Origin of the sequence: Burkholderia sp. Ed8 (genome assembly GCF_040761425.1) — a bacterium.
Classification (GTDB): domain Bacteria; phylum Pseudomonadota; class Gammaproteobacteria; order Burkholderiales; family Burkholderiaceae; genus Burkholderia; species Burkholderia seminalis.
On the sequence record NZ_CP142885.1, the window covers coordinates 624198 to 645038 of the forward strand.

The window sequence follows — 20841 nt, forward strand, 5'->3', positions numbered from 1 at the left end:
ACGGCCGGTGGCAACTCGCGGGAATCGCCACTGGCCGTCGGCCGACAAGCGGAAGGGGCGATGCCCTTCCGCGTCGGGTCGGCACTCCGCTTGCGCGGAGCCCTTCGGTCAGAACTCGTAGCCGACTTGCGCACGGACACCCACGTCGCCGACCGACGTGATCGACGTCGCGCCGTTCACGAGCCAGTTGCCGCTGCGCGACCGGTAGGTGGCGCCGGCGGCGATCGCCGAGCCGCTCTTGAAGTTCGCGGCGCCGACCGCGACGACGGTCTTGCCCGGTTGCGACGGCGTCATGTTCGGCATCGCCATCGCGGCCGCGATACCGGCATACGCGTTCTTCGCGACGTCGTTGATCGCGCGGTTCGTGTCGTTGAAGCGCTGGTCGACCGATTCCATCGCGCGGTCGAGCTGGCCCTTCGTGGCCGCGTCGCTGGCGTTGATGCCGTCCGCGATGTTGACGAGCCGGCGGTTGCCTTCTTCCGTGCCGTTGCCGAACGAGACGGTGTTGGCTTCCGCCGCCACCGAGCCCTGGCCGATCGCGACCGAGCCGCTGCCGGTGGCCGATGCGCCCTGGCCGAGTGCGGTGCTGTCCTTGCCGGATGCAACCGCGCCCTGGCCGAGCGCCGTGCCGTTTTCGCCCGACGCGACCGAGCCCTGGCCGATGGCCGAACCGTTGTTGCCCGACGCGACCGCGCCCTGACCGACGGCCGAGCTGTTGCTGCCCGATGCCGTCGAACCCTGGCCGATGGCCGAACCGTTGCTGCCCGATGCGACCGCCCCCTGGCCGACAGCCGAGCTGTTCTCGCCGGACGCGAGCGCGCTGTCGCCGATCGCCGAGCTGTTTTCGCCCGTTGCCACCGCGCCTTCGCCGACGACGGTCGAGCCGTCGCCCGTGCCCGGGCCGCCCGTGCCGGGGTTCGTTTCGAGTTCGCCGAGACGGTCCGACAGATCGTCGAAGCGGTTCGACAGGTCGCCGAACTGGCCGCTCAGTTCGCCGTACTGCTTCGCGAACTGCTCCTGCAGGTTGAACAACTGGCTGCCGTTGATCGCGTCCATGCTCGTCGCGCTGATTTCGCCAGCGGCGACGCGCTGCAGCTTCGTGCCGAACGTGCCGGCGAACGTCACCGTGTCGAAATTCAGGCCCGAGTCGTACGTGACCGCGCCGACTTCCTTGCCCGTGTAGTCGATCAGTCCGGTTGCACGGAGCTGCGACACCGTCACGACGTCGTCGTCGTCCACGCCGTTCGCGACGCCGGACAGCACGCGCGCGCCGCCGGTGCCCGTGAAGTTCACCACCGAGCCGCCGGTATTCGCGCCGACCGTGATGCCGCCCGTCGTCGGATTCTGTTGGACGAGGCCGAGCGTGCCGCTTTCGAACTGCTCGGAAAGCTTCTTGAGGCCGCCTTCGTTGGTCGTCATGCGACCGTCGAGATTGGTGACGGCGTCGCCGACCGAGTTGACGATCTTCGTGCCGCCGCTGCCGTCGCCGACGGTGAAGGACGGTGCGGAGATCGAGCCGTCCGAGTTCACCTTCGAATTGCCGCCGATTGCGGAAGCGACGCTGTCGGACACGCCATGCAGTTGCGAACCGTTGACGGCTTCGGTACTCGTCGCCGAAACGTCACCTGCCGCGACGCCTGCGAGCTTGCGGGCGCCGGTCTTGCTGCTGAAGTTCACGGCATTGCCGTCGGTGTTCGCGCCGACGGTGATGTCGTCGCCCGGGTTGGCCTGCCGGACGAGGCCGAGCGTGCCGCTGCCGATGTCGTCAGCGAGCTTCTTGATGTCACCTTCGTTGGTCGTCGTACGGCCGTCGAGATTGGTGACGACATCGCCGACCGAGTTGACGATCTTCGTGCCGCCGCTGCCGTCGCCGACGGTGAAGGACGGTGCGGAGATCGAACCATCGGAGTTCACCTTCGAGTTGCCGCCGATTGCTGCCGCGACGCTGTCGGACACGCCATGCAGTTGCGAACCGTTGACGGCTTCGGTACTCGTTGCCGACACGTCGCCTGCCGCGACGCCTGCGAGCTTGCGAGCGCCGGTCTTGCTGCTGAAGTTCACGGCATTGCCGTCGGTGTTCGCGCCGACGGTGATGTCGTCACCCGGGTTGGCTTGCTGGACGAGACCGAGCGTGCCGCTGCCGATGTCGTCAGCGAGCTTCTTGATGTCACCTTCGTTGGTCGTCGTACGGCCGTCGAGATTGGTGACGACGTCGCCGACCGAGTTGACGATCTTCGTGCCGCCACTGCCGTCGCCGACGGTGAAGGACGGCGCGGAGATCGAACCGTCGGAGTTCACCTTCGAGTTGCCGCCGATTGCTGCCGCGACGCTGTCGGACACGCCATGCAGCTGCGCGCCGTTGACGGCTTCGGTGCTCGTCGCCGACACATCGCCTGCCGCGACGCCCTTGAGCGTGCGCGCGCCGGTCTTGCTGCTGAAGTTCACGGCGTTGCCGTCGGTGTTCGCGCCGACGGTGATGTCGCCGCCGGGCTTCGGCTGCTGGACGAGACCGAGCGTGCCGCTGCCGATGTCGTCGGCGAGCTTTTTGATATTGCCTTCGTTGATCGTCGTGCGGCCGTCGAGATTGGTGACGACGTCGCCGACCGAGTTGACGATCTTCGTGCCGCCGCTGCCGTCGCCGACGGTGAAGGACGGCGCGGAGATCGAACCGTCGGAGTTCACCTTCGAGTTGCCGCCGATTGCTGCCGCGACGCTGTCCGACACGCCGTGCAGTTGCGAGCCGTTGACGGCTTCGGTGCTGGCGGCCGACACGTCGCCTGCCGCGACGCCCTTGAGCGTGCGTGCGGTGCCGCCGGTCGCGCTGAAGTCCACGGCGTTGCCGCCGGTGTTCGCGCCGACCGTGATGTCGTCCCCCGGATTCGCCTGTTGCACGAGACCGCTGGTCCCGCTCTCGAGCTTGCTCAGCTTGTCGTCGATGTCGCTGATCTGCGACGTATGTCCGGCGACGGTGCTGTTGGTCGAGGAGAGCCCGGTGCTCAAACCCGCGACGGCGCTGTTGGTCGACGAGAGCCCGGTGCTCAAACCCGCGACGGCGCTGTTGGTCGACGAGAGCCCGGTGCTCAAGCCCGCGACGGTGCTGTTGGTCGATGAGAGGCCCGTGCTCAGGCCCGCAACCGTGCTGTTGGTGGCCGAGAGGCCCGTGCTCAAGCCGGCGACCGTGCCGTTGGTCGACGAGAGGCCGGTGCTCAAACCCGCGACGGTGCTGTTGGTGGCCGAGAGCCCGGTGCTCAGGCTGGAGACCGTGAGGTTGGTCGCGGCGATCGCGTTGTTCGTCTTCGTGAACTCGGCCGTCATCTGGCCGAGGTTTACCGCGTCCGTGTCCTGCGTGCCGGCGGCGACGTTGGTGATCTGCCGACGCAGCGCCGACGAGCCGACCGAAACGCTGTTGTTGCGATCGGTGGCCGCGCCGGCGCCGAGCGCCACCGAATCGGTATGGGACGCGCTTGCGTTGACGCCCAGTGCAACGCCGTGCGAGCCGCTTGCGTTCGCGCCATTGCCGACCGCGACGGCGGCGCCGCCCGCACTGCTGGCCTGGAAGCCGAGTGCCGTGCTGTTGTTGCCGCTGGCGAGTGCGCTGTTACCGACGGCCGTCGCGTAAGATCCCGAGGCGCTCGTGTTCGTGCCGATTGCAAGCGCGGCCGTACCCGCTTGCGCGGCGACCGTGCTGTTGCTCGTATCGATCTTGACGTACGTATCGTCGACCTTCGTCGACAACTCCGTCTTCATCTGGCCGACGTTCACGGCATCGTTGTCTTCCGTCCCGGCGGCGACGTTGACGATCTGGCGCGTGAACTTGTTCCCGTCGATATTGGGAACACCGGCACCCACGGATACGGTGTTGTCCCGATCCGCAACCGTGCCGAAGCCCAATGCGACGGCGTTGTTGGCGCCGGCGCTGGACGTGGTGCCGATCGCGACCGACGCGTTGCCGGTTGCCACCGCAGCGCGACCGGTACCAATGGCGCTGCCGAGAGCAACGCTGTAGTTCCCGGTTGCCGTCGAATTGGCGCCGAGCGCCATGCTGGCGGTGCCGGTCGAGGTGGCCGACGTGCCGAGCGCAGTCGAATAATTGTTGGAGGCGGACGCATTGGATCCGATGGCGGCCGAGTTCGAATTCGCCACGCGTGCGTTCATCCCGAGCGCGACGGCATTGTTTGCGCCGTTGGCGATGGCTGCTGACTGGCCGACGGCCGTCGAGCCCGTGCCGCCCGACGTTGCAGTGGCGCCGATCGCCACCGCGCCGGTGTTCGTTGCGGAAGACGCGCGTCCGAATGCCAGAGCGTCTTCGACCGTTGCCGATGCCAGGTAGCCCATCGCGATCGTGTACCTTCCGGTGGTTTGCGCTTGGCCGCCGATTGCGATTTGCCGGTCGCTGGCGTCTGCGTTCTTTGCCCCTGCACCAAGCGCAACCGAGTGCAGGCCGCTGGCCGTCGTGTTGGAGCCGATGGCAACTGAACTCGAACCCGCGGAAGTCACGGTTTGACCGATGGCGATCGCATTGGCGCCGGTTGCGCTTGCAGGATTTGCAGTAGCGTTGACCTTTACGAAGGTCGTATCGTCAGTCGCCATCGTGCCGACGGTGCCCATCATGCCGATCGCACCACCGCCTGCCGCCGTGCATACCCCCGCCGCATCGACCGTTCCGCTCGACCCGTCTGCCGTCGTGCACGCTTCCGCCGCGGCCGCGCTGCCGATCGCCGCACCACCGATCGCGATCGCGATCACCGCTTGCCGCGCCGCGCGCGCCGATCCCTTCGAATGCGACTTCGCCGTTTCCGCGGCGGCCGTCCATGTGCTGGTCACGGCGTTCCAGACGCTGCGATAAGTCTTGTTCATGCCCCTACTCCTTTCAGTTTGTCAGTTCACAAACCGATGGTAGGGATCGGCCTCGTCCTAATCAGTCGTCCAGGGCTGATTCGAGATAGCGACCGTGTAGGCCCAGTCCTACGCGCGCGACGACGCGCCGCGGGCATGCGCTGCAGAACGAAAGGCGAGGGATCGGGGAGGCCGGCGCGCGAGGGCCGGCCGCGCGGGAATCAGGCAGTCGGCGCCTGCGTTGCGCGCCGTCGCAGTGCTTCCCGCGCGAGGGCATCCGCGTCGGCGAGCCGCGCATCGAACGACGTCAGGTCGCCGCCGTGCACGATGGCTTGCAGTTCGCCGATCGCGTCGGCCACGGCATGTTCGTGAATCGTCGCGAACGCGCCGCGCAGCGAGTGCAGTTCGTGACGCAGCGCGGCGATATCGTTGCGTGATGCCGCGTCGTGCATCGCCGCGACCGATTGCGCTCGACTCGTTTCGAGCAACGCGTGCACGTCCGGCGGCAGCGGACCTTGCGCGAGATCGACGAGCGTGCGCGCGGCGGGCGCCTGCGCCGCTGCCGTCTGCGCGTAACGCCGCACGGTGCGATCGATCGTATCGAGCAGCACCGGTTTCACGAGCACGGCGGCGATGCCCGCTTCCGCGCAGCGCGCATGCTCGGCCGCGCTCGCGTGCGCGGTGACGGCGACGACCGGCAGCCCCGGATATTGCGCACGCAGCACGCGCGCGAGCGTATAGCCGTCCATCCCCGGCATGTTGAGATCGGTCATCACGAGGTCGTGGCGCGTCTCCGCGCAGCGCCGCAACGCCGCCGCGCCATCGTCGGCGGCGTCCGCCGCATAGCCGAGCGTGACGAGTTGCCCTTGCAGCAGCGTGCGGTTCACCGGGTGATCGTCGACGACGAGCACGCGCGCGGCGACGGCCGGCAGCGCGGTATCGTCGGCCCGCGCGGCGTCATGTTCGGCAACCTGCGCATCGGTGGCCGCGCGCAGCGGCAGCGTGACGACGAACGTGCTGCCCTTGCCGGGTTCGCTCTTCACGTCGACCGTGCCCTGCATCATCTGCGTGAGCTGCTTCGTCAGCGCGAGGCCGAGCCCGGTGCCGCCGTAACGGCGCGTGATCGACGTGTCGGCCTGCGTAAACGGGCGGAACAGCGCCGCGCGCTGCGCGTCGGTCATGCCGATGCCCGTGTCGCTCACGCCGATCGCGACGGGCGATTCCGGGTTCGTGTCGTCGCGCAGGTAGACCTCGAGCGTGATTTCCCCGTGGTTCGTGAACTTGATCGCGTTGCCGACGAGGTTCGCGGCGACCTGCCGGATGCGCGTCGGGTCGCCGACGTAGCGCGACGCGAGCGCATCGTCGACGAACACGTCGAACTGCAGCCCCTTCGCGGCCGCGAGCGGCTCGAACATCGCGCCGGTCTGCCGGACCGTCTCCGCGAGATCGAACGGGATCGCCTCGATCGTCATCTGGCCGGCTTCGATTTTCGACAGGTCGAGGATGTCGTTGATCAGGTCGAGCAGCACCGACGACGCGCCCTCGACCGTATGCAGCCGCTCGCGCTGCGAATCGGCGAGCGGCTCGCGGCCGATCAGCTCGAGGTTGCCGAGGATCGCATTGAGCGGCGTGCGGATCTCGTGGCTCATCGTCGCGAGGAACGCCGATTTGGCGTCGTTCGCGGCGTCGGCGGCGCGCGCCGCTTCGTCGAGCCGGCGCTCGATGTTCTTCTGCGACGTGATGTCGGAGAAGTTGCACAGCACGACGTCCATGTCGCGAAAGCGCGTGCGCACCAGATTGACGAGCAGGTCGACGGCCTCGCCGGCGGCGGTGGGCAGCGTCACGTGCAGATCGGGTTGCCACGCGGCGGCGGCGGGCGAGCGGTCGAAGCGTTCGAGCAGCCGCGCCGGCAACGAAGGTTCGCCCGCACGCCGCGCATCGTAGTCGCGCATCGTGTCGTTTTGCAGCAGCACCGCGCCGTCGGCGAGCGACAGCAGCGCGATACCGGACGGCGCTGCCTCGACGATCGTCCGGTTCAGGTTCTCGCTGTCGATCACGCGGCGCGTGCGCGCGTCGTCGGGTTTCAATACGCGGCGGTCGAAGCGCACGAGCAGCCACCAGACCAGCGCGATCACGGCCAGCATGACCGCGACGTACCAGCCCGCGTGCAGCCCGATCGTCGCGAGCAGCGAGCGCAGCGTGAACGCCTGCACGAGCGTCCAGTCGGTTTCGGGAATGGGCTGTCTCAGCGAGAACAGCCCGTCGCCGAACGCGGTGCGCGGCCCGCCGCGATTGGCTGCCTCGTGCGTGGGCGCGCCGAGGCGTTCGAGTGCGACGCGGGTGGCGTCGTCGTCGGCCGCGATGCCCGCGCGCAGCAGCGTGCGGCCGTGCGCGTCGGCGACGATCGCGGCGTCGGTCGTGCCGCCCGTCGACAGACGGGTGCGCAACACGTCGACCGGCAGCGTCGACAGGAAGACGGCGCGGGGCGCACGCGCATCGTAGACGGCACCGGCGATCCGGAACACGTCGCGGCGCTGTACGGGATCGTAGACGGGCGCATACCATTGGTATTGGCCGGGCGGCGGCGTGTCGATGCCGGCGGCGACTTTCGCGACGAGCGTCGCTGCATCGGTGGCGGGCGACGCGGTGAGCGGATCGGGCGGGATCGGTTCGGGGATGACGACGGCAAAGCTGTGGTCGGGGCGATAGGCGTAGCCCGCAATCGCGCGGTCGGCGTCGTGCTTGGCGACGTACGCGCCGACGCGATAGCTCATGTCGCTCGCCATCGCGAGATCCTGCGCGTAGCGCGCGGCCGGTTGCGCGGGCGACAGGTCGGCCAGCACGAGCGTCGGCGGGAAGGCCGGGCTGCCCTGGATCACGAGCCGGCCGCGGCCGGCCTGGAGTGCGGCGACGCGCGCCGGATCGGTCGCGCGCGTGTTCCATACGGCTTCGTCGTGCGTGACGAGCGTGTCCATGCCCGTCGTGCGCATCTTGAATTCGATCTGGACGAGGAACTGGCGCACCGCGAACGTCGTATAGCGCGCCTGGATCGCATCGCGCGCCATCGTATACAGCATCAGGCCGCTGGCGAGCAGGATCGTGACTGTCACGGCCGCGCCGCCGGCATAGAGCAGTGCGCGCTGGCGGCGGCCGATGCGGGTCGGCGCGGCGGACGCGTGTCCGGCGGCGGCGCGGGCGTGATCGGGTGTGGCGCGGTGGTCCATCGGGAGCGGGGCGGTCGGCCTGGGTGCCCCCATGATAATGGAGTCCGATCAGCGCGCAATGGGGCCTGTCAGGGTTGCGGGGGGGCGCGGCGTCATTGCGGCGGCGCGCCATCGGAATCGGGCCCGCCCGGTTCGCACGCGACGAGCCGATACCCGACCCCGTACATCGTCATCATCCGCACGCCGTGCCGCCCGTCGAGTTCGAGCCGGTCGCGCAGATACGCGACGTGCGTGTCGAGCCGCCGGCTGGATGCCGCGACGAGCGAACCCCACACGAGCTGGCTCACGTGCGCGCGGTCGAGCGCGCGGCCCATGTTGAGGAAGAACGCGGTGATGATCTGGAAGTGTTTCTCCGTCAGCACATGCTCGCGGCCGGCGACGATGACGCTGCGCGTGGCCGTGTCGAATTCGAAGCTGCCGATGCGCCAGTGGCGATGATGGATCGCGCGATGATGGGACCAGCGCAGCCACGTTGCCATGCTGGCGACGAGCAGGTCCGGCGGCACGGCGTACGGCAGATGCTCGTTCGCGCCGGCCGTGAAGCAGGCGGATCGCGCGAGTTCCGTGTCGCGCTGACTGATCGACAGGATCGCGACGGTGCCGGCGAAACGCGCGCGCAGCGCACGGATCGCGTCCGTCGTGCGGCGGCAGGCCGTCTCGCATTGCACGATGAACAGATCGAACGCGCGCGTGTTGCAGGCTGCGAGCAGATCGGGCAGATACTCGAAGCGCGACGGCCGGTAGCCGGCGCGGCGCAGGATGTCCTCGATGCGCAGCCGGTCGTAGCCATGTCCGGCGCGGCGCAGGCGATCGTCGAACGAGCCGCGGCTCGGGTGGTCGATCGTCAGGATCGCGATGGCGGTGGAGGAAGCGTCGGTCACGATGTGGACGGCCCAGGCCGGTGTGGCGCGGTGGCGGGATGCATGCGCGATCGGATGAACGGAAGCGGGATCATGGCCGGACGGGTTCCGGGCAGGGTTCGGCGTGACGCCGTCCAAAAAAATTCCCGCCAGGGGAGGCGGGAGAAAGTATCGACTATGGAGCCTGTGCTCCCGGAGGCTCCGGAGGACAGGCAGGCCGATTGTGTTCGGTTCGGAGTGAGAAGAAAATCAGCCTGGTCTGAAATTGCGCGGGGTCGGCCGCGATCGTGTTCACGCTGCGACCCGGTGCGGGCGCCGCCGTGCGCGTGGAGGTGCGAGACGATGTCGTCGACGCGGCACGGCCATTCGCGAATGGTGGCCGGATTTGGGACGGGTCTGACGGCAAACATAACGGCATTCGGACCACGGGAAGTGCCAACTTGCCGACAATGAGCGCAATCGATCCGGCGCGCAGGGACGGCACTTTGTCCCATGCGCGCGCTCGTCGTCACCCTCAACCGCTTCGCTTGCCGTGCGGCGCGACCCGTACCCGTCGCGCATGGCCGCATTACCATCGATCATGAAACCGTCCGTCCGACTCGCCGCCTTGGCTGCGTGGCTCGCGTTGAGCCTCGCCGGCACCGCGTTGGTCGTCTCGCGCGCCGTCTCCGACGCGTACGACCGCTTCTTCCAGGATTCGAGCATCACGATTCGCCTGCTCGCGCAGAAAGCCGCGCAGCACGAGGCGATTCTCGCGACGCTCGGCGCGTCGTCGCTCGCTTCGCCGCCCGCGCATATGCTCGACAACCTGCGCGAACGCATGCCGCAACTCGGCGGGCTCGCGTACTGGCGGCCCGGCGCGGGCTGGCAGACCGATGGCGGGCCGGCGCCCGCCGCGCTGCCGCTGCGGCGGCCCGGCAAGCCGTTCACGCTGGCATTCGATGGCCCCGCTGCGTACTGGCTCGTCGCCGGGACCGGCTGGGCCGTGCGCGTCGATCCGCGCCGGATGCTGCAGCCGGGGGACTGGTCCACGGCAATCTCGTCGGCGGCGCTGGAATTGCGCGACCGCCGCATCGACCTGCTGTCGCCCACGCCCGGCGATGCGCAACCGCTGTGGACGATGCATCTCGAGAAACACCTGCCCGCGCAGCCGCAGGCCTTCGTGCTGCGCACGACGCGCACGCTGACGGCCGCCGACCTGCCGTGGCTGTCGATCGCGCTGTGGAACGCGGTGGCCGCGTTGCTCGCGGCCGGTGCGCTCGGCGCATGGCGGCTGCGCGAGGCACGGCGCCGTGCCGATGCACGTGCGCGCCTCGACCGCTTCGGCCGCCTCGACACCTTCGGCGAAATGGCCGCCGGCCTCGCGCACGAGCTGAACCAGCCGCTGACGGCGATCGTCAGCCACACGCGTGCGGCCGAACGCATGCTCGACCAGCCGGCCGAGCGCGACAGCGTGCGCCGTGCGTTGCAGACGAGCGTCGCGCAGGCGAAGCGCGCGGCGGCGATCCTGGAGCGCATGCGCGACGCGGTGACCACCGCGCACGGCGGCGAGCGCCGCACGCTCGATCCCGACGCGATCGTGAATGCGCTGCTGTTCCTGTACCGCGACGACTGCGCGCGCGAGCACATCGCGCTCGGCTGGCACAACGCGGCGGCGCGCGCGCGGCCGTTCGCCGAGCCGATCGCGGTCGAGCAGATCCTGCACAACCTGATCCAGAACGCGCGCGACGCGCTCGCCGGCGCGCGCGCATCGCGCGGCGAGATTCGCATCAGCGGCGCACGCGTCGGCGGGCATTACCGCTTCAGCATCGTCGACAACGGCCCCGGCGTGCCGGAAGACGCGCTGCCGCGCCTGTTCGAACCGTTCTTCACGACGCGTGCACGCGGGCTCGGACTCGGGCTGCCGCTGTGCGACACGCTCGCGCAGCGGCAGGGCGGCACGCTGACGCTGCGCAATCGGCCGTCGGGCGGCGTCGAGGCCGCGCTGCTGTTGCCGCTGGCAGGGGCGGCCGCATGAACGATTCGCGGCATTCGACGCACGACGCATCGGTCGTCGCGATCGTCGACGACGACGAAGCCGTGCGCGACGGGCTCGCGCTGCTGCTGCGCACGGTGGGTGTCGCGACGCGCCGTTATGCGGACGCATCGGCCTTTCTTGCCGATGCGGATGACGTGGCGCTCGGCTGCGTGCTGCTCGACATCCGGATGCCGGGGATGAGCGGCCTCGACGCGCTCGACGCACTGCGTGCACGGCGCGACCTGCCGGTGATCGTGATGACGGGCCACGGCAACGTCGACGCGTGCCGGCGCGCGTTCAAGCGCGGCGCGCTCGATTTCCTGCGCAAGCCGGCGGATGACGACGAGCTGATCGACGCGGTCCAGCAGGCGCTGCGCCGGCAGGCCGCGCGGCGCGGGCAGGGCGATGCGGACCACGTGCGCGCGGCCCGTGTCGCCACGCTGAGCGCGCGCGAACGCGAGGTGCTGGACGGCATCGTGCGCGGCTGGAGCAACAAGGCGATCGCGCGCGCGCTCGGGCTGTCGCCGCGCACGGTCGAAACCTATCGCGCGAACGTGTTCGACAAGCTGCAGGTCGCGTCGCTGGTCGAGCTCGTGCGCGATTACGCGGCGCTCGCGGGCGGGTCGCCTCCGTAGCGCTACGGAGGCGCGACCCGTACGCGACCGGGTGCAACGATCGTCGCGCGGTTCCTACGATGACGGTTTCTCCGACAAGCCATTCATCGTCAAGGAACCGGATTCATCATGATCAAGCGCTTTGCCCTGCCCTCCACGCTCGCCCTGCTGTTCTCGGGTGCCGCTTTCGCCGACAACGTCGCCGTGCCGGAACCGAAGAAGGCCGCCGACACGAGCGACGCCGGCTACTACGCGACGGGCCGCATCATCGGCGCGTTCGACAACGCGGTGAACATGGAGCTGACGAGCCCGCGCGTCGCGAGCCGCGTCGGCGGCCCGGAGACGGGCTCGAACGTCACCGGCTCGCTCGGCCTCGGCTACCAGTTCGGCAACGGCTGGCGCGCGGAAGGCGAATACGTGTTCAAGCGCAACAACAACTTCGTCAGCTACTGGGCGCCGTTCGATGCGAACGCGAACGAATTCCACGTGTCGGCGCAACGCCTGATGCTGAACGGCTACAAGGATGTCGATCTCGGCCGCGGCTTCTCCGTGTACGGCACGCTCGGCATCGGTGTCGCGATCGTGTCGGCCGACGGCTGGCAGACCAACGACGCGCGCCGCTTCGCATCGAAGACGCAGACCAACCTCGCCTACTCGGCCGGCGCCGGCGTGAGCTATGCGATCAACAAGCGTTTCTCGATCGACCTCGGGTATCGCTATGTCGACATGGGCAACGTCGAGACAGGCTTCAACACGTTCGCGAACCGCATCAACGCGCGCGACGAGCAGCTGAAGGCGAAGCTGTCGTCGAACGAAGTGTTCATCGGCCTGCGCGGCCGGTTCTGACGGCGACGGCGACGGCGACGGCGACGGCGCGGCGACGCATCGTCCGCTCCGGTCCCCGGGGACGGTAGGACCAGGCCGACTGCCGGATCGGACTGAAGGTGACGCAGTCCGATTTACCGCAACCGGTGCGACGGCGATACTCGGAGCCATTCGTTCAACTACGGGAGCACGGATTGCGGCGGCGGAGGTCGCGCAATGCGTCGTCGACATCATGAGCATGCAGGACATCACCGGGCAATACGCGATTCCGCTCGCACTTCCGTTCTCGGACGTGCCGCCGCCGTACGGCCGGCGACGCCGGCCGTTCGTGGCGAGCCGCCGGCCGACTCCGGTCGTGTTCGATCTGAAGCGCGCGCGTCACGCGGCGCCGCCGGCCTCGGCGCAGGCCGCGGTCGCGTCGCGCGCAACGAAGGCGCACAAGGCCGCGAAGGCCGTGCGCGCGGAGGATTTCGGTTCGGATAACCGCGCGTGGGTCAGGCCGCATCCGTTGCGCCGGCGCTGGCGGCTGACGTTGATGGCGTGCGCGCTGTTCGGCGCGGCGTGCATCTTCGCGACGCATTTCGTCGATGAGCGTCAGCATGCGGCCGGGCACGGCGCGGTGTACGAGGCGTCGATCTCGGTGGCGCCCACGGCTGCGGTCGCCGCCACGGAGGTTGCGCAGGCGACCGGCCGATCCGCGGAAGTCGCGATCGTATCGGCCGATCGTGCTGCGTCGGCGGGTGAACAGGCGGCCCGTGCGGCGACCGTCGTGGCGAAAACCGTGTCCGCGGAATCGCGTGCGGCGCAGGCGGGCCGCGCGTCGGCGAGCGCGCCGGTTGCCGTTGCGATGGTCATCGCATCGGATGCCGTCGTTGCGGAAGCCGCGGCGCCGGTTGCGGAACGCGCATCGCCGGCAAGCAGGAAGCCGGTCGCGGTCGCGGTCGCGGCGCGTGCGGCGGCGAAGCCTGCCGCCACGTTGCGCGGCAAGAAGGCGCGGGACGCGGCGCCGAACGCAGCCACCGCGTCCCGCGAGGCGACGCTGCAGGCGCAGCCGGCCGCACGCGTGGCGGACGCGCCGGCAGTCGCGCCGGTGTCGAGTTCGGCCCAGGCCGTCGGCATGACTGCCGCCGAGTTCACGCAATGGCTCGCGGTGACGCGCGACACGTCACGGCCGGCCGCGGGCGGCACCGATCTGTCGGTCGATCTGCCGAGCCACACGCGATTGATCGGGCGCTGACCGGGACGCGTGGCGCGCGGCCCGGCGCACCTCTTCTCGGGGACAGCGCTTTCGGGCGACGCGCGCCTCGACGCGACTTCCCTGGTTTCCATATTTCGACTATTATCGAATAATGGAAACGAACCAGACCATTGCCGCTCTCGCGGCGCTCGCGCACGAGTCGCGCCTCGCGGTGTTTCGCGCGCTGGTGCAGGCCGGGCCGCAAGGCATGCCGGCCGGCCAGATCGCCACGCTGCTCGAGGTCCCGCCGTCGTCGCTGTCCTTCCACTTGAAAGAACTCGCGCATGCGCGGCTCGTGACCAGCCGGCAGGAAGGCCGCTTCGTGTTCTATTGCGCGAACTTCGCGACGATGAACGGCCTGCTGGCCTACCTCACGGAGAACTGCTGCGGCGGCCATCCTTGCTCGCCGGTGCCGGCATGCGCGCCGTCCGGCGCCTGCGAATCCTGAAGCGCGCTCGCGCCCGCCTTTCATGACCACGAACGTCCTGATCCTCTGCACCCACAACTCGGCCCGCAGCGTGCTGGCCGAGGGCATGCTCAACCACTGGGCCGCGAAACTCGGCAAGGACGTGCGGGCCTACAGCGCCGGCAGTGCGCCGAGCGGCCGCCTCAATCCGTTCGCGCTGGCGGCGCTGACGAACGCGGGCGTCGACGTCGACGGCTACCGCAGCAAGAACTGGGATGAATTCGTCGGCGACGGCGCGCCCCGCATGCGCGTCGTCATCACCGTGTGCGACAGCGCGGCGTCGGAGCCGTGCCCGTACTGGCCCGGCAGCCCCGTGAGGATCCATTGGGGCTATGCCGATCCGTCGAACGCGACGGGCGGCGACGAAGGCAAGCGTCTCGCGTTCGAACTGACGCGGCAGGCGATCGGTTACCGGATGCTGCAGTTGCTGGCGCTGCCGCTCGATCGCATCAGCGATGCCGAACTCCAGGCAGCGCTGGTCGAGATCTCGCAAAACTGATCATGCGCCGCGCGGCGTGCGCGACACGCGACCGCCGGCGGCTTCGAAAACGAACCTTGTCAGATGAACACGTCCCCCGTCACGCCGCCCGGAGCGGCCGCCGCGAAACCCGCGATCAGCTTCTTCGAACGCTACCTGACGGTCTGGGTCGCGTCATGCATCGTGGCAGGCATCACGCTTGGCCAGTGGCTGCCCGGCCTGTTCCAGCAGATCGGCCGGATGGCGTATGCACAGGTCAATCTGCCGGTCGGGCTGTTGATCTGGGTGATGATCATCCCGATGCTCGTCAAGGTCGACTTCGGCGCATTGCGTGACGTGCGCCGGCACGTGAAAGGCATCGGCGTCACGCTCGTCGTGAACTGGCTGGTCAAGCCGTTCTCGATGGCGTTCCTCGGCTGGCTGTTCATCCGCCATCTGTTTGCACCGTTGCTGCCGGCGGAACAACTCGACAGCTACGTCGCCGGGCTGATCCTGCTGGCCGCCGCACCGTGCACGGCGATGGTGTTCGTCTGGAGCCGGCTGACGGGCGGCGATCCGCTGTTCACGTTGTCGCAGGTCGTGCTGAACGACAGCATCATGGTGATCGCGTTCGCGCCGCTGGTCGGGCTGCTGCTCGGCATGTCGGCGATCGCGGTGCCGTGGGCGACGCTGTTCACGTCGGTCGTGCTGTACATCGTCATGCCGGTGATCCTCGCGCAGATCCTGCGCAAGCGGCTGCTCGCGCACGGCAACGCGGCGTTCGACGCCGCGATGACCAAGATCGGCCCGTGGTCGATCGCCGCGCTGCTGGCGACGCTCGTGCTGCTGTTCGCGTTCCAGGGCGAAGCGGTCCTGAAGCAGCCGCTGGTGATCGCGCTGCTCGCGGTGCCGATTCTGATCCAGGTGTTTTTCAACTCGGCGCTCGCGTACTGGCTCAATCGTGCGGTCGGCGAGCAACATGACGTCGCATGCCCGTCGGCGCTGATCGGCGCGTCCAACTTCTTCGAACTGGCGGTCGCGGCCGCGATCAGCCTGTTCGGCTTCCATTCCGGCGCGGCACTGGCCACCGTCGTCGGCGTGTTGATCGAGGTGCCGGCGATGCTGCTGGTCGTGCGCATCGTCAACCGGTCGAAGGACTGGTACGCGCGCCGGACCTGAGCACACACCAGGGAATCCAGACATGACCGACCACGTGAACGATCTGCCGCAACTCGATGCCGCGCTGTTTCGCGTGCCGGACGCCGCCCGGCTGCGGCCGGCGTCGCCGTCGACCCATCCGCCGCGACTGCTGCTGCTCTACGGTTCGTTGCGTGAACGTTCGTTCAGCCGCCTGCTGGTCGAGGAAGCCGGGCGCCTGCTGACGGCGATGGGCGCCGAGGTGCGCGTGTTCAATCCGAGCGGCCTGCCGCTGCCCGACGACGCGCCCGAGCATCATCCGAAGGTGGTCGAGCTTCGCGAACTCGTGATGTGGTCGGAAGGGATGGTGTGGTGCTCGCCGGAACGGCACGGCGCGATGACCGGGATCATGAAGTCGCAGATCGACTGGATCCCGCTGTCGGTCGGCGCCGTGCGGCCGACGCAGGGCAAGACGCTCGCGGTCATGCAGGTGAGCGGCGGTTCGCAGTCGTTCAACGCGGTGAACCAGATGCGGGTGCTGGGGCGCTGGATGCGCATGCTGACCATCCCGAACCAGTCGTCGGTGGCGAAGGCGTTCATGGAGTTCGACGAAGCCGGGCGGATGAAGCCGTCGGCGTATTTCGACCGGGTGGTGGACGTGATGGAGGAACTGGTGAAGTTCACGCTGCTGACGCGCGACGTCGGCCCCTATCTGGTCGACCGGTACAGCGAGCGGAAAGAAAGCGCGGAGGCACTGTCGAAACGCGTCAATCAAGCGCGTATTTAGCGTTCGTTGTCGAATCAACGCCGAGACGCTCAGGCACGTTTCGTTGCGCGGCGTTGGATTGGCTGGAGCGTGCTGGATCCAGCGACGTCACTGCAAACCGGGAGTGGAACCATGGTACCTGTTCGTCAAGCGACCGAGTCCGATCTGGCCTCGATCGAAGCACTGCTTCGAGCCAGCGGCTTGCCGACCGAGGGCGTCGCCTTGTCTCTGCCGCATTTCGTTGTGGCCGACGCGGCATCCGGCATCGTGGGGTGTGGCGGAATCGAGTTCCACGGACGCCATGCGCTCGTGCGTTCGATCGCCGTCGTCGAGCACGCGCGTCGCGCCGGCGTCGGGCGGATGCTGGTGGCCCGCCTGCTCGCGGAATGCCGCGCGCGGGCCGTCCGGTCGATCGGGTTGCTGACCACGACGGCGGAAGACTACTTCGCCGGGCACGGTTTCGTCCGTATTGCCCGCGAGGATGTGCCCGAGCCGTTGTTGGCGTCCAGCCAGTTTCAGGGTGTCTGTCCGGGATCGGCCGTCGCGATGCTGATGGTCTGCGACGACAGAATCGGACTCGGCTGATTCCCTTCCCGGTTCACATTCCCGACAATTCGGTTTCTGCGGCCCGGCATACCCCGTGTGCCGGATCATGGAGATATCTCCTCTTCGCGGCCGGTCTTCTCGACTGGCCGCTTTTTTATTCCCGTTCGTCACCGGAGAGCACGATCGCGATGCAGCTCGACCGCCTGATCCCTGAAATCCTGTTCGGCTTCACGGGCCTGATCGGCATCATCAACCCGTTCGGCATGGCGTTCGTGTTTCTCGAGCGCACGCAATCGCTGACCGAAGCCGAGCGCGCGACGCTGTCGAAGCAGCTCGCGACGAACGTGTTTTTCACGCTGCTCGTGATCTTCTTCGTCGGCGCGCCGGTGCTGAACTTCTTCGGGATTTCGATGGAGGCGCTGCGCATCGGCGGCGGCTTCGCGGTGGCGGTGGCCGGCTGGTCGATGCTGAACGCGCCGGACGTGCCGGCGGGCGGCGACGTTGCCGTGCATGGTGACGACTTGCAGAAGCTGATGACGCGTGCGTTTTTTCCGCTCACGGTGCCGCTGACGATCGGGCCCGGCTCGATCGCGGCCGGTATCGCGCTGCATGCGAACCGCGCGCATACGGCCGCCGACTATCTGTTGTCGGGTGTGGTGTCGGTGGCGGTCGCGGCACTGGTCGCGTTCGCGATCTGGCAGATCTACAGCCGCGCGACGACGCTCGCGCGTTATCTCGGTGGAGAAGGCACGAAGGTCGCGATGCGCGTGTCCGCGTTCCTGTTGCTGTGCGTCGGCGTGCAGATCATGCTGACGGGCCTGTCGGAGTTCGTGAAGACGTTCGGCGGGCAGGGCGGATGACGAAGAAGGGGCTGGCACCCGTGCCGGTGGTCGCGGAGTCGAGCTGAAGCGGCCCGGTCTTATTCCGCCGGTGGCGTGGCCGGGCGTGAATCGTGCGCCGCGGCACCGGCCGCATCGTCCTTCGGCAACACGCTGCCGCAATGCGGACAACAGCCGGCACGTGCATCGCCCGCGCGCTTGCGCTCGAGCGCCGACGCGACGAGTTCCGCGCCCATGATCCCCGTCGGAAACGCGATGATCCCGTAGCCGAGCAGGATCGCGCACGACGTGATCAGCCGGCCGAGCGGCGTGACGGGCGTGAGATCGCCGTAGCCGGTCGTGCTCATCGTCACCGCCGCCCAGTAGACCCCCACCGGAATGCTCGTGATCCCGTGCTCGGGCCCTTCGACGAGAAAGATCACCGTGCCGAGAATCACGACGAGCACGAACATCCCGCCGATGAACACGAAGATCTTGCGACGGGCACGCGCGAGTGCGCGGATCAGCATCTGCCCTTCCTCGAGATAGATCGACAGCCCGAGAATGCGGAACACGCGCAGCAAGCGCAGCAGCCGCACGTCGATCAGCGCATGCAGGCCGGGGAAGAAGAACGCGAGATAGGTCGGCAGTACCGACACGAGATCGACGATGCCGAAGAAACTGCGCGCATACGCGGCGGGCCGCTTCGCGGTGAACAGACGCAGCAGGTATTCGGCCGAAAACAGCAGCGTGAACGCCCATTCGGCCGCGTAGAGCGTGCGGCCGTATTGCGCGTGCAGTTCCTGCACGCTGTCGGCCATCACGACGAGCACGCTCGCGACGATCAGCGCGAGTACCGCGACGTCGAGCTTGCGGATGAACGACGGACGATGCACGCATTGCCGCACGGCATCGCGTACCGTGTCGAAGGCGGTCGGATTCAGCGAATTCATGCGCCCGAGTGTACGGACGACGCGCCGCAGGGCCTATCGGACGTGTCTGATTCCGGTGCCGCCCAACCGGCCGCCCCGCAGGCGTTACTGCCCGAAGCGTTGCGCGATGGCATCCTTCAGCCGCGCGGCGGTCAGCTCGCCCATGTGCGACTCGACGAGTTCACCTCGCGCGTTGAAGAACAAGGTGGTCGGCAGCCCGCGCGAGCCGTACGCATGCATCGCATGCAGCGACGGATCGAGCAGCACGTGATCGAAGCGCAGGCCCTTTTGTTCGAGGAATGCGCGCACGACCTGCGCATTTTCGCCCTGGTTGAGCATCAGCACCGTGATGCCGGGATGGTCGCGCTGCGCCTGTTCGAGAATCGGCATTTCGCGCTGGCACGGCGGGCACCACGTCGCCCACAGGTTCACGACCACCGGCTTGCCGACGAAGCTTGCCGGCAACACGGGCGCGGCATCGAGCGCGCGGAGTTGCAGCGCGGCCAGCGGCGCGGCGCTCTGCTGCAACGTCGCCAGCGTGCCTTGCGCGATCCCCCACGCACCGAGGCCCGCGACGATGCCGGCCAGCACCGGTCGACGCAGCGCGGGCAGGCGGCGCAAGCGCCAGCCCGCGAACACCAAGGCGGCCGCAACACCGATACGCCAGTCGAAACCGCCGTCGCCGAGCGCGACGATCGAGCGCGGCGATGCCGCATAGTCCGGCCACCACTGCGCGACGTAGCCGGCGCGCGCGGCGATCAGCCCGAGCAGCAGCACGTCCAGGATCAGGCTCGAGGCGGTCTTGTGATGTCCGTCAGGCGGGCGCCGCTGGATGAAACGCGCGACGAGCCACGCCAGCAGCGCGGCGACGGCGACCGCGACGACGCGAATCGAGAAGGGACCGATGCTCAGCATGAAAGGGATGGGTGGAGGTGAACGAGCGGGGAAGGAGAAGGGATTGTCCGCCGCGGCGAAGAAACCGTCGACGGTCATGCGGCGTTTCGACCGGTTGCCGCGCAACGCGGTTCCCTTCGAGAACGTAACGGCGTATTGCGGATTCGGTGAACGCGCGTGGAGCAGGACCGTGACCGACATTCGGAAGGGCTGCGAATCAGACTGGTCTGATGGTCAGCGGAATACCGCTCGTCAACAATACGCATACCGGCGAGATGTGGTGTCCTCCGGTATCCCGAACAGGGATCTCTCCTTGACGGCCGCTCCTTTTGCGAGCGGCCGCTTTTTCAGCGCGGTGCATGCGGGCGTGAATGCCTTGTGGCGGTCGGTGGGCGCGGCCGCAATCCGGTTCATATCGGCTGGTTCAACGGAATAGGAACGCTGCCACATGCGAGCACAGGGCATTCACTCGCGCATTGCTTGACTCCCGGCTTGCGCTCGGCGCGGCCGTTCGTCGGCGGCGGCGGGGATGCCGCCGTGGCTCGACGCGCCGCGCATCCGCGGCCCGTCGAGCGTCGAGTCTTACAGCTTCTTCGAAGCAGCCGGTGCCGCGTCAGCCTGCTGCGCGCCGGCCGCCGGTTCGAGCGTGGTCAGCGTCTTCTCGGTGAACTTCTCGTACAGCCAGTTCATGCGCGTGTCGTCCATCCCGCCGGCGATGCCGCCGAGTGCATACGATGCCGACACCTTGAAACGGTCGATCGGGTGGTTGTCGGCGTCGAGCAGCGTCACGGTGCCGTCGACGTGATCGTTGCCGGCCATGAAACCGAACATGACGGCGGAGAAACTCGAGCGCACGCGAATACTGTTGACTTCGACGTTCAGATGCATGGCATCGGTCGAATCCGCCTTTGCCAGCAGCTTGCGTGCATCCAGCGCGCTTTCGATTTTTTCCTGCAGTTTCTTCGCGTCGAACTTCAGGTTGTCTTTCAACGCTTCCTGCGCGGCATTGTCGAGCGTGACCTTCACGATCACGGGTTTCGTGCCGAATTTCGTCGTCGATGCGGTCACGGCGGCCCCGGCCGGATCGCTGGCGTCGCGTGTCACGCTGCTGGCGCAGCCCGACAGGAAGCCGATCGTCACGAATGCCAGCGCGGCGTGGCGGAAAAGAGATTTCATGATTTGGTCTTTTGATTTGGGTTATTTGAATTGGCT

17 protein-coding genes are annotated in these 20841 nt (G+C 68.1%); 11 read left to right on the forward strand and 6 right to left on the reverse strand.

Annotated elements, in window-relative coordinates:
• Nucleotides 1-108: 108 nt before the first annotated feature.
• The 3 genes from VXM69_RS02915 to VXM69_RS02925 form a co-directional block, all read right to left on the reverse strand.
• The gene (locus tag VXM69_RS02915) at nucleotides 109-4857 is read right to left on the reverse strand and encodes a YadA-like family protein (RefSeq protein WP_367188964.1); all 4749 of its coding nucleotides are present in this window, start codon (nucleotides 4855-4857) and stop codon (nucleotides 109-111) included.
• A gap of 200 nt (nucleotides 4858-5057) precedes the next feature.
• Nucleotides 5058-8093 carry an ATP-binding protein gene (locus VXM69_RS02920; protein ID WP_367188965.1) on the reverse strand — a complete coding sequence of 1012 codons (3036 nt, stop codon included), beginning with the start codon at nucleotides 8091-8093 and terminating at the stop codon, nucleotides 5058-5060.
• A gap of 59 nt (nucleotides 8094-8152) precedes the next feature.
• Nucleotides 8153-8941 carry a response regulator transcription factor gene (locus VXM69_RS02925; protein ID WP_226103864.1) on the reverse strand — a complete coding sequence of 263 codons (789 nt, stop codon included), beginning with the start codon at nucleotides 8939-8941 and terminating at the stop codon, nucleotides 8153-8155.
• Nucleotides 8942-9500: 559 nt separating this feature from the next.
• Here VXM69_RS02925 and VXM69_RS02930 point away from each other — a divergent pair.
• The 10 genes from VXM69_RS02930 (at nucleotide 9501) to VXM69_RS02975 (ending at nucleotide 17845) form a co-directional block, all read left to right on the forward strand.
• A complete protein-coding gene (locus tag VXM69_RS02930) occupies nucleotides 9501-10937 on the forward strand; it encodes a sensor histidine kinase (protein WP_367188966.1) in 1437 nt (478 codons plus the stop codon).
• Nucleotides 10934-11572, forward strand: a complete 639-nt coding sequence (locus tag VXM69_RS02935; protein WP_059560044.1) for a response regulator — start codon at nucleotides 10934-10936, stop codon at nucleotides 11570-11572. The genes VXM69_RS02930 and VXM69_RS02935 overlap by 4 nt, the downstream gene beginning before the upstream one ends.
• Before the next feature lie 108 nt (nucleotides 11573-11680).
• Nucleotides 11681-12397: an outer membrane beta-barrel protein gene (locus VXM69_RS02940; protein WP_034189619.1), complete on the forward strand. Its 717-nt coding sequence runs from the start codon at nucleotides 11681-11683 to the stop codon at nucleotides 12395-12397.
• Nucleotides 12398-12614: 217 nt separating this feature from the next.
• Nucleotides 12615-13613: a serine protease gene (locus VXM69_RS02945; protein WP_367188967.1), complete on the forward strand. Its 999-nt coding sequence runs from the start codon at nucleotides 12615-12617 to the stop codon at nucleotides 13611-13613.
• Between the two features lie 112 nt (nucleotides 13614-13725).
• Entirely contained in the window at nucleotides 13726-14061 is a 336-nt protein-coding gene (locus VXM69_RS02950) for a helix-turn-helix transcriptional regulator (RefSeq protein WP_034189617.1), read from the forward strand.
• Between the two features lie 22 nt (nucleotides 14062-14083).
• Complete coding sequence (locus VXM69_RS02955; protein ID WP_367188968.1) at nucleotides 14084-14578, forward strand: arsenate reductase ArsC; 495 nt, start codon at nucleotides 14084-14086, stop codon at nucleotides 14576-14578.
• A 63-nt stretch (nucleotides 14579-14641) separates the two neighbouring features.
• Nucleotides 14642-15715 carry an ACR3 family arsenite efflux transporter gene (arsB, locus tag VXM69_RS02960; RefSeq protein WP_034189615.1) on the forward strand — a complete coding sequence of 358 codons (1074 nt, stop codon included), beginning with the start codon at nucleotides 14642-14644 and terminating at the stop codon, nucleotides 15713-15715.
• Between the two features lie 22 nt (nucleotides 15716-15737).
• Nucleotides 15738-16460 (forward strand): arsenical resistance protein ArsH, encoded by a 723-nt coding sequence (arsH, locus tag VXM69_RS02965; protein ID WP_034189614.1) that lies wholly within the window; start codon nucleotides 15738-15740, stop codon nucleotides 16458-16460.
• A 111-nt stretch (nucleotides 16461-16571) separates the two neighbouring features.
• The gene (gene arsN2, locus VXM69_RS02970; RefSeq protein WP_034189613.1) at nucleotides 16572-17024 is read left to right on the forward strand and encodes an arsenic resistance N-acetyltransferase ArsN2; all 453 of its coding nucleotides are present in this window, start codon (nucleotides 16572-16574) and stop codon (nucleotides 17022-17024) included.
• Between the two features lie 149 nt (nucleotides 17025-17173).
• On the forward strand, nucleotides 17174-17845 hold the full coding sequence (locus VXM69_RS02975) for a MarC family protein (protein WP_124610189.1): 672 nt from the start codon (nucleotides 17174-17176) through the stop codon (nucleotides 17843-17845).
• 59 nt (nucleotides 17846-17904) lie between these two features.
• Here the strand turns inward: VXM69_RS02975 and VXM69_RS02980 are convergent, their stop codons facing one another.
• Both VXM69_RS02980 and VXM69_RS02985 read right to left on the reverse strand, forming a co-directional pair.
• Nucleotides 17905-18756 carry an ion transporter gene (locus tag VXM69_RS02980; RefSeq protein ID WP_034189611.1) on the reverse strand — a complete coding sequence of 284 codons (852 nt, stop codon included), beginning with the start codon at nucleotides 18754-18756 and terminating at the stop codon, nucleotides 17905-17907.
• An 84-nt stretch (nucleotides 18757-18840) separates the two neighbouring features.
• Nucleotides 18841-19650 carry a TlpA disulfide reductase family protein gene (locus tag VXM69_RS02985; RefSeq protein ID WP_200087297.1) on the reverse strand — a complete coding sequence of 270 codons (810 nt, stop codon included), beginning with the start codon at nucleotides 19648-19650 and terminating at the stop codon, nucleotides 18841-18843.
• Between VXM69_RS02985 and VXM69_RS02990 the strand changes: the two genes are divergently transcribed.
• A complete protein-coding gene (locus VXM69_RS02990) occupies nucleotides 19640-20065 on the forward strand; it encodes a hypothetical protein (RefSeq protein ID WP_226227048.1) in 426 nt (141 codons plus the stop codon). The genes VXM69_RS02985 and VXM69_RS02990 overlap by 11 nt on opposite strands.
• Before the next feature lie 146 nt (nucleotides 20066-20211).
• On the opposite strand, the gene VXM69_RS02995 is transcribed toward VXM69_RS02990, so the two are convergent.
• Nucleotides 20212-20805, reverse strand: a complete 594-nt coding sequence (locus VXM69_RS02995) for a DUF4410 domain-containing protein (protein ID WP_034189610.1) — start codon at nucleotides 20803-20805, stop codon at nucleotides 20212-20214.
• Between the last annotated feature and the right edge of the window lie 36 nt (nucleotides 20806-20841).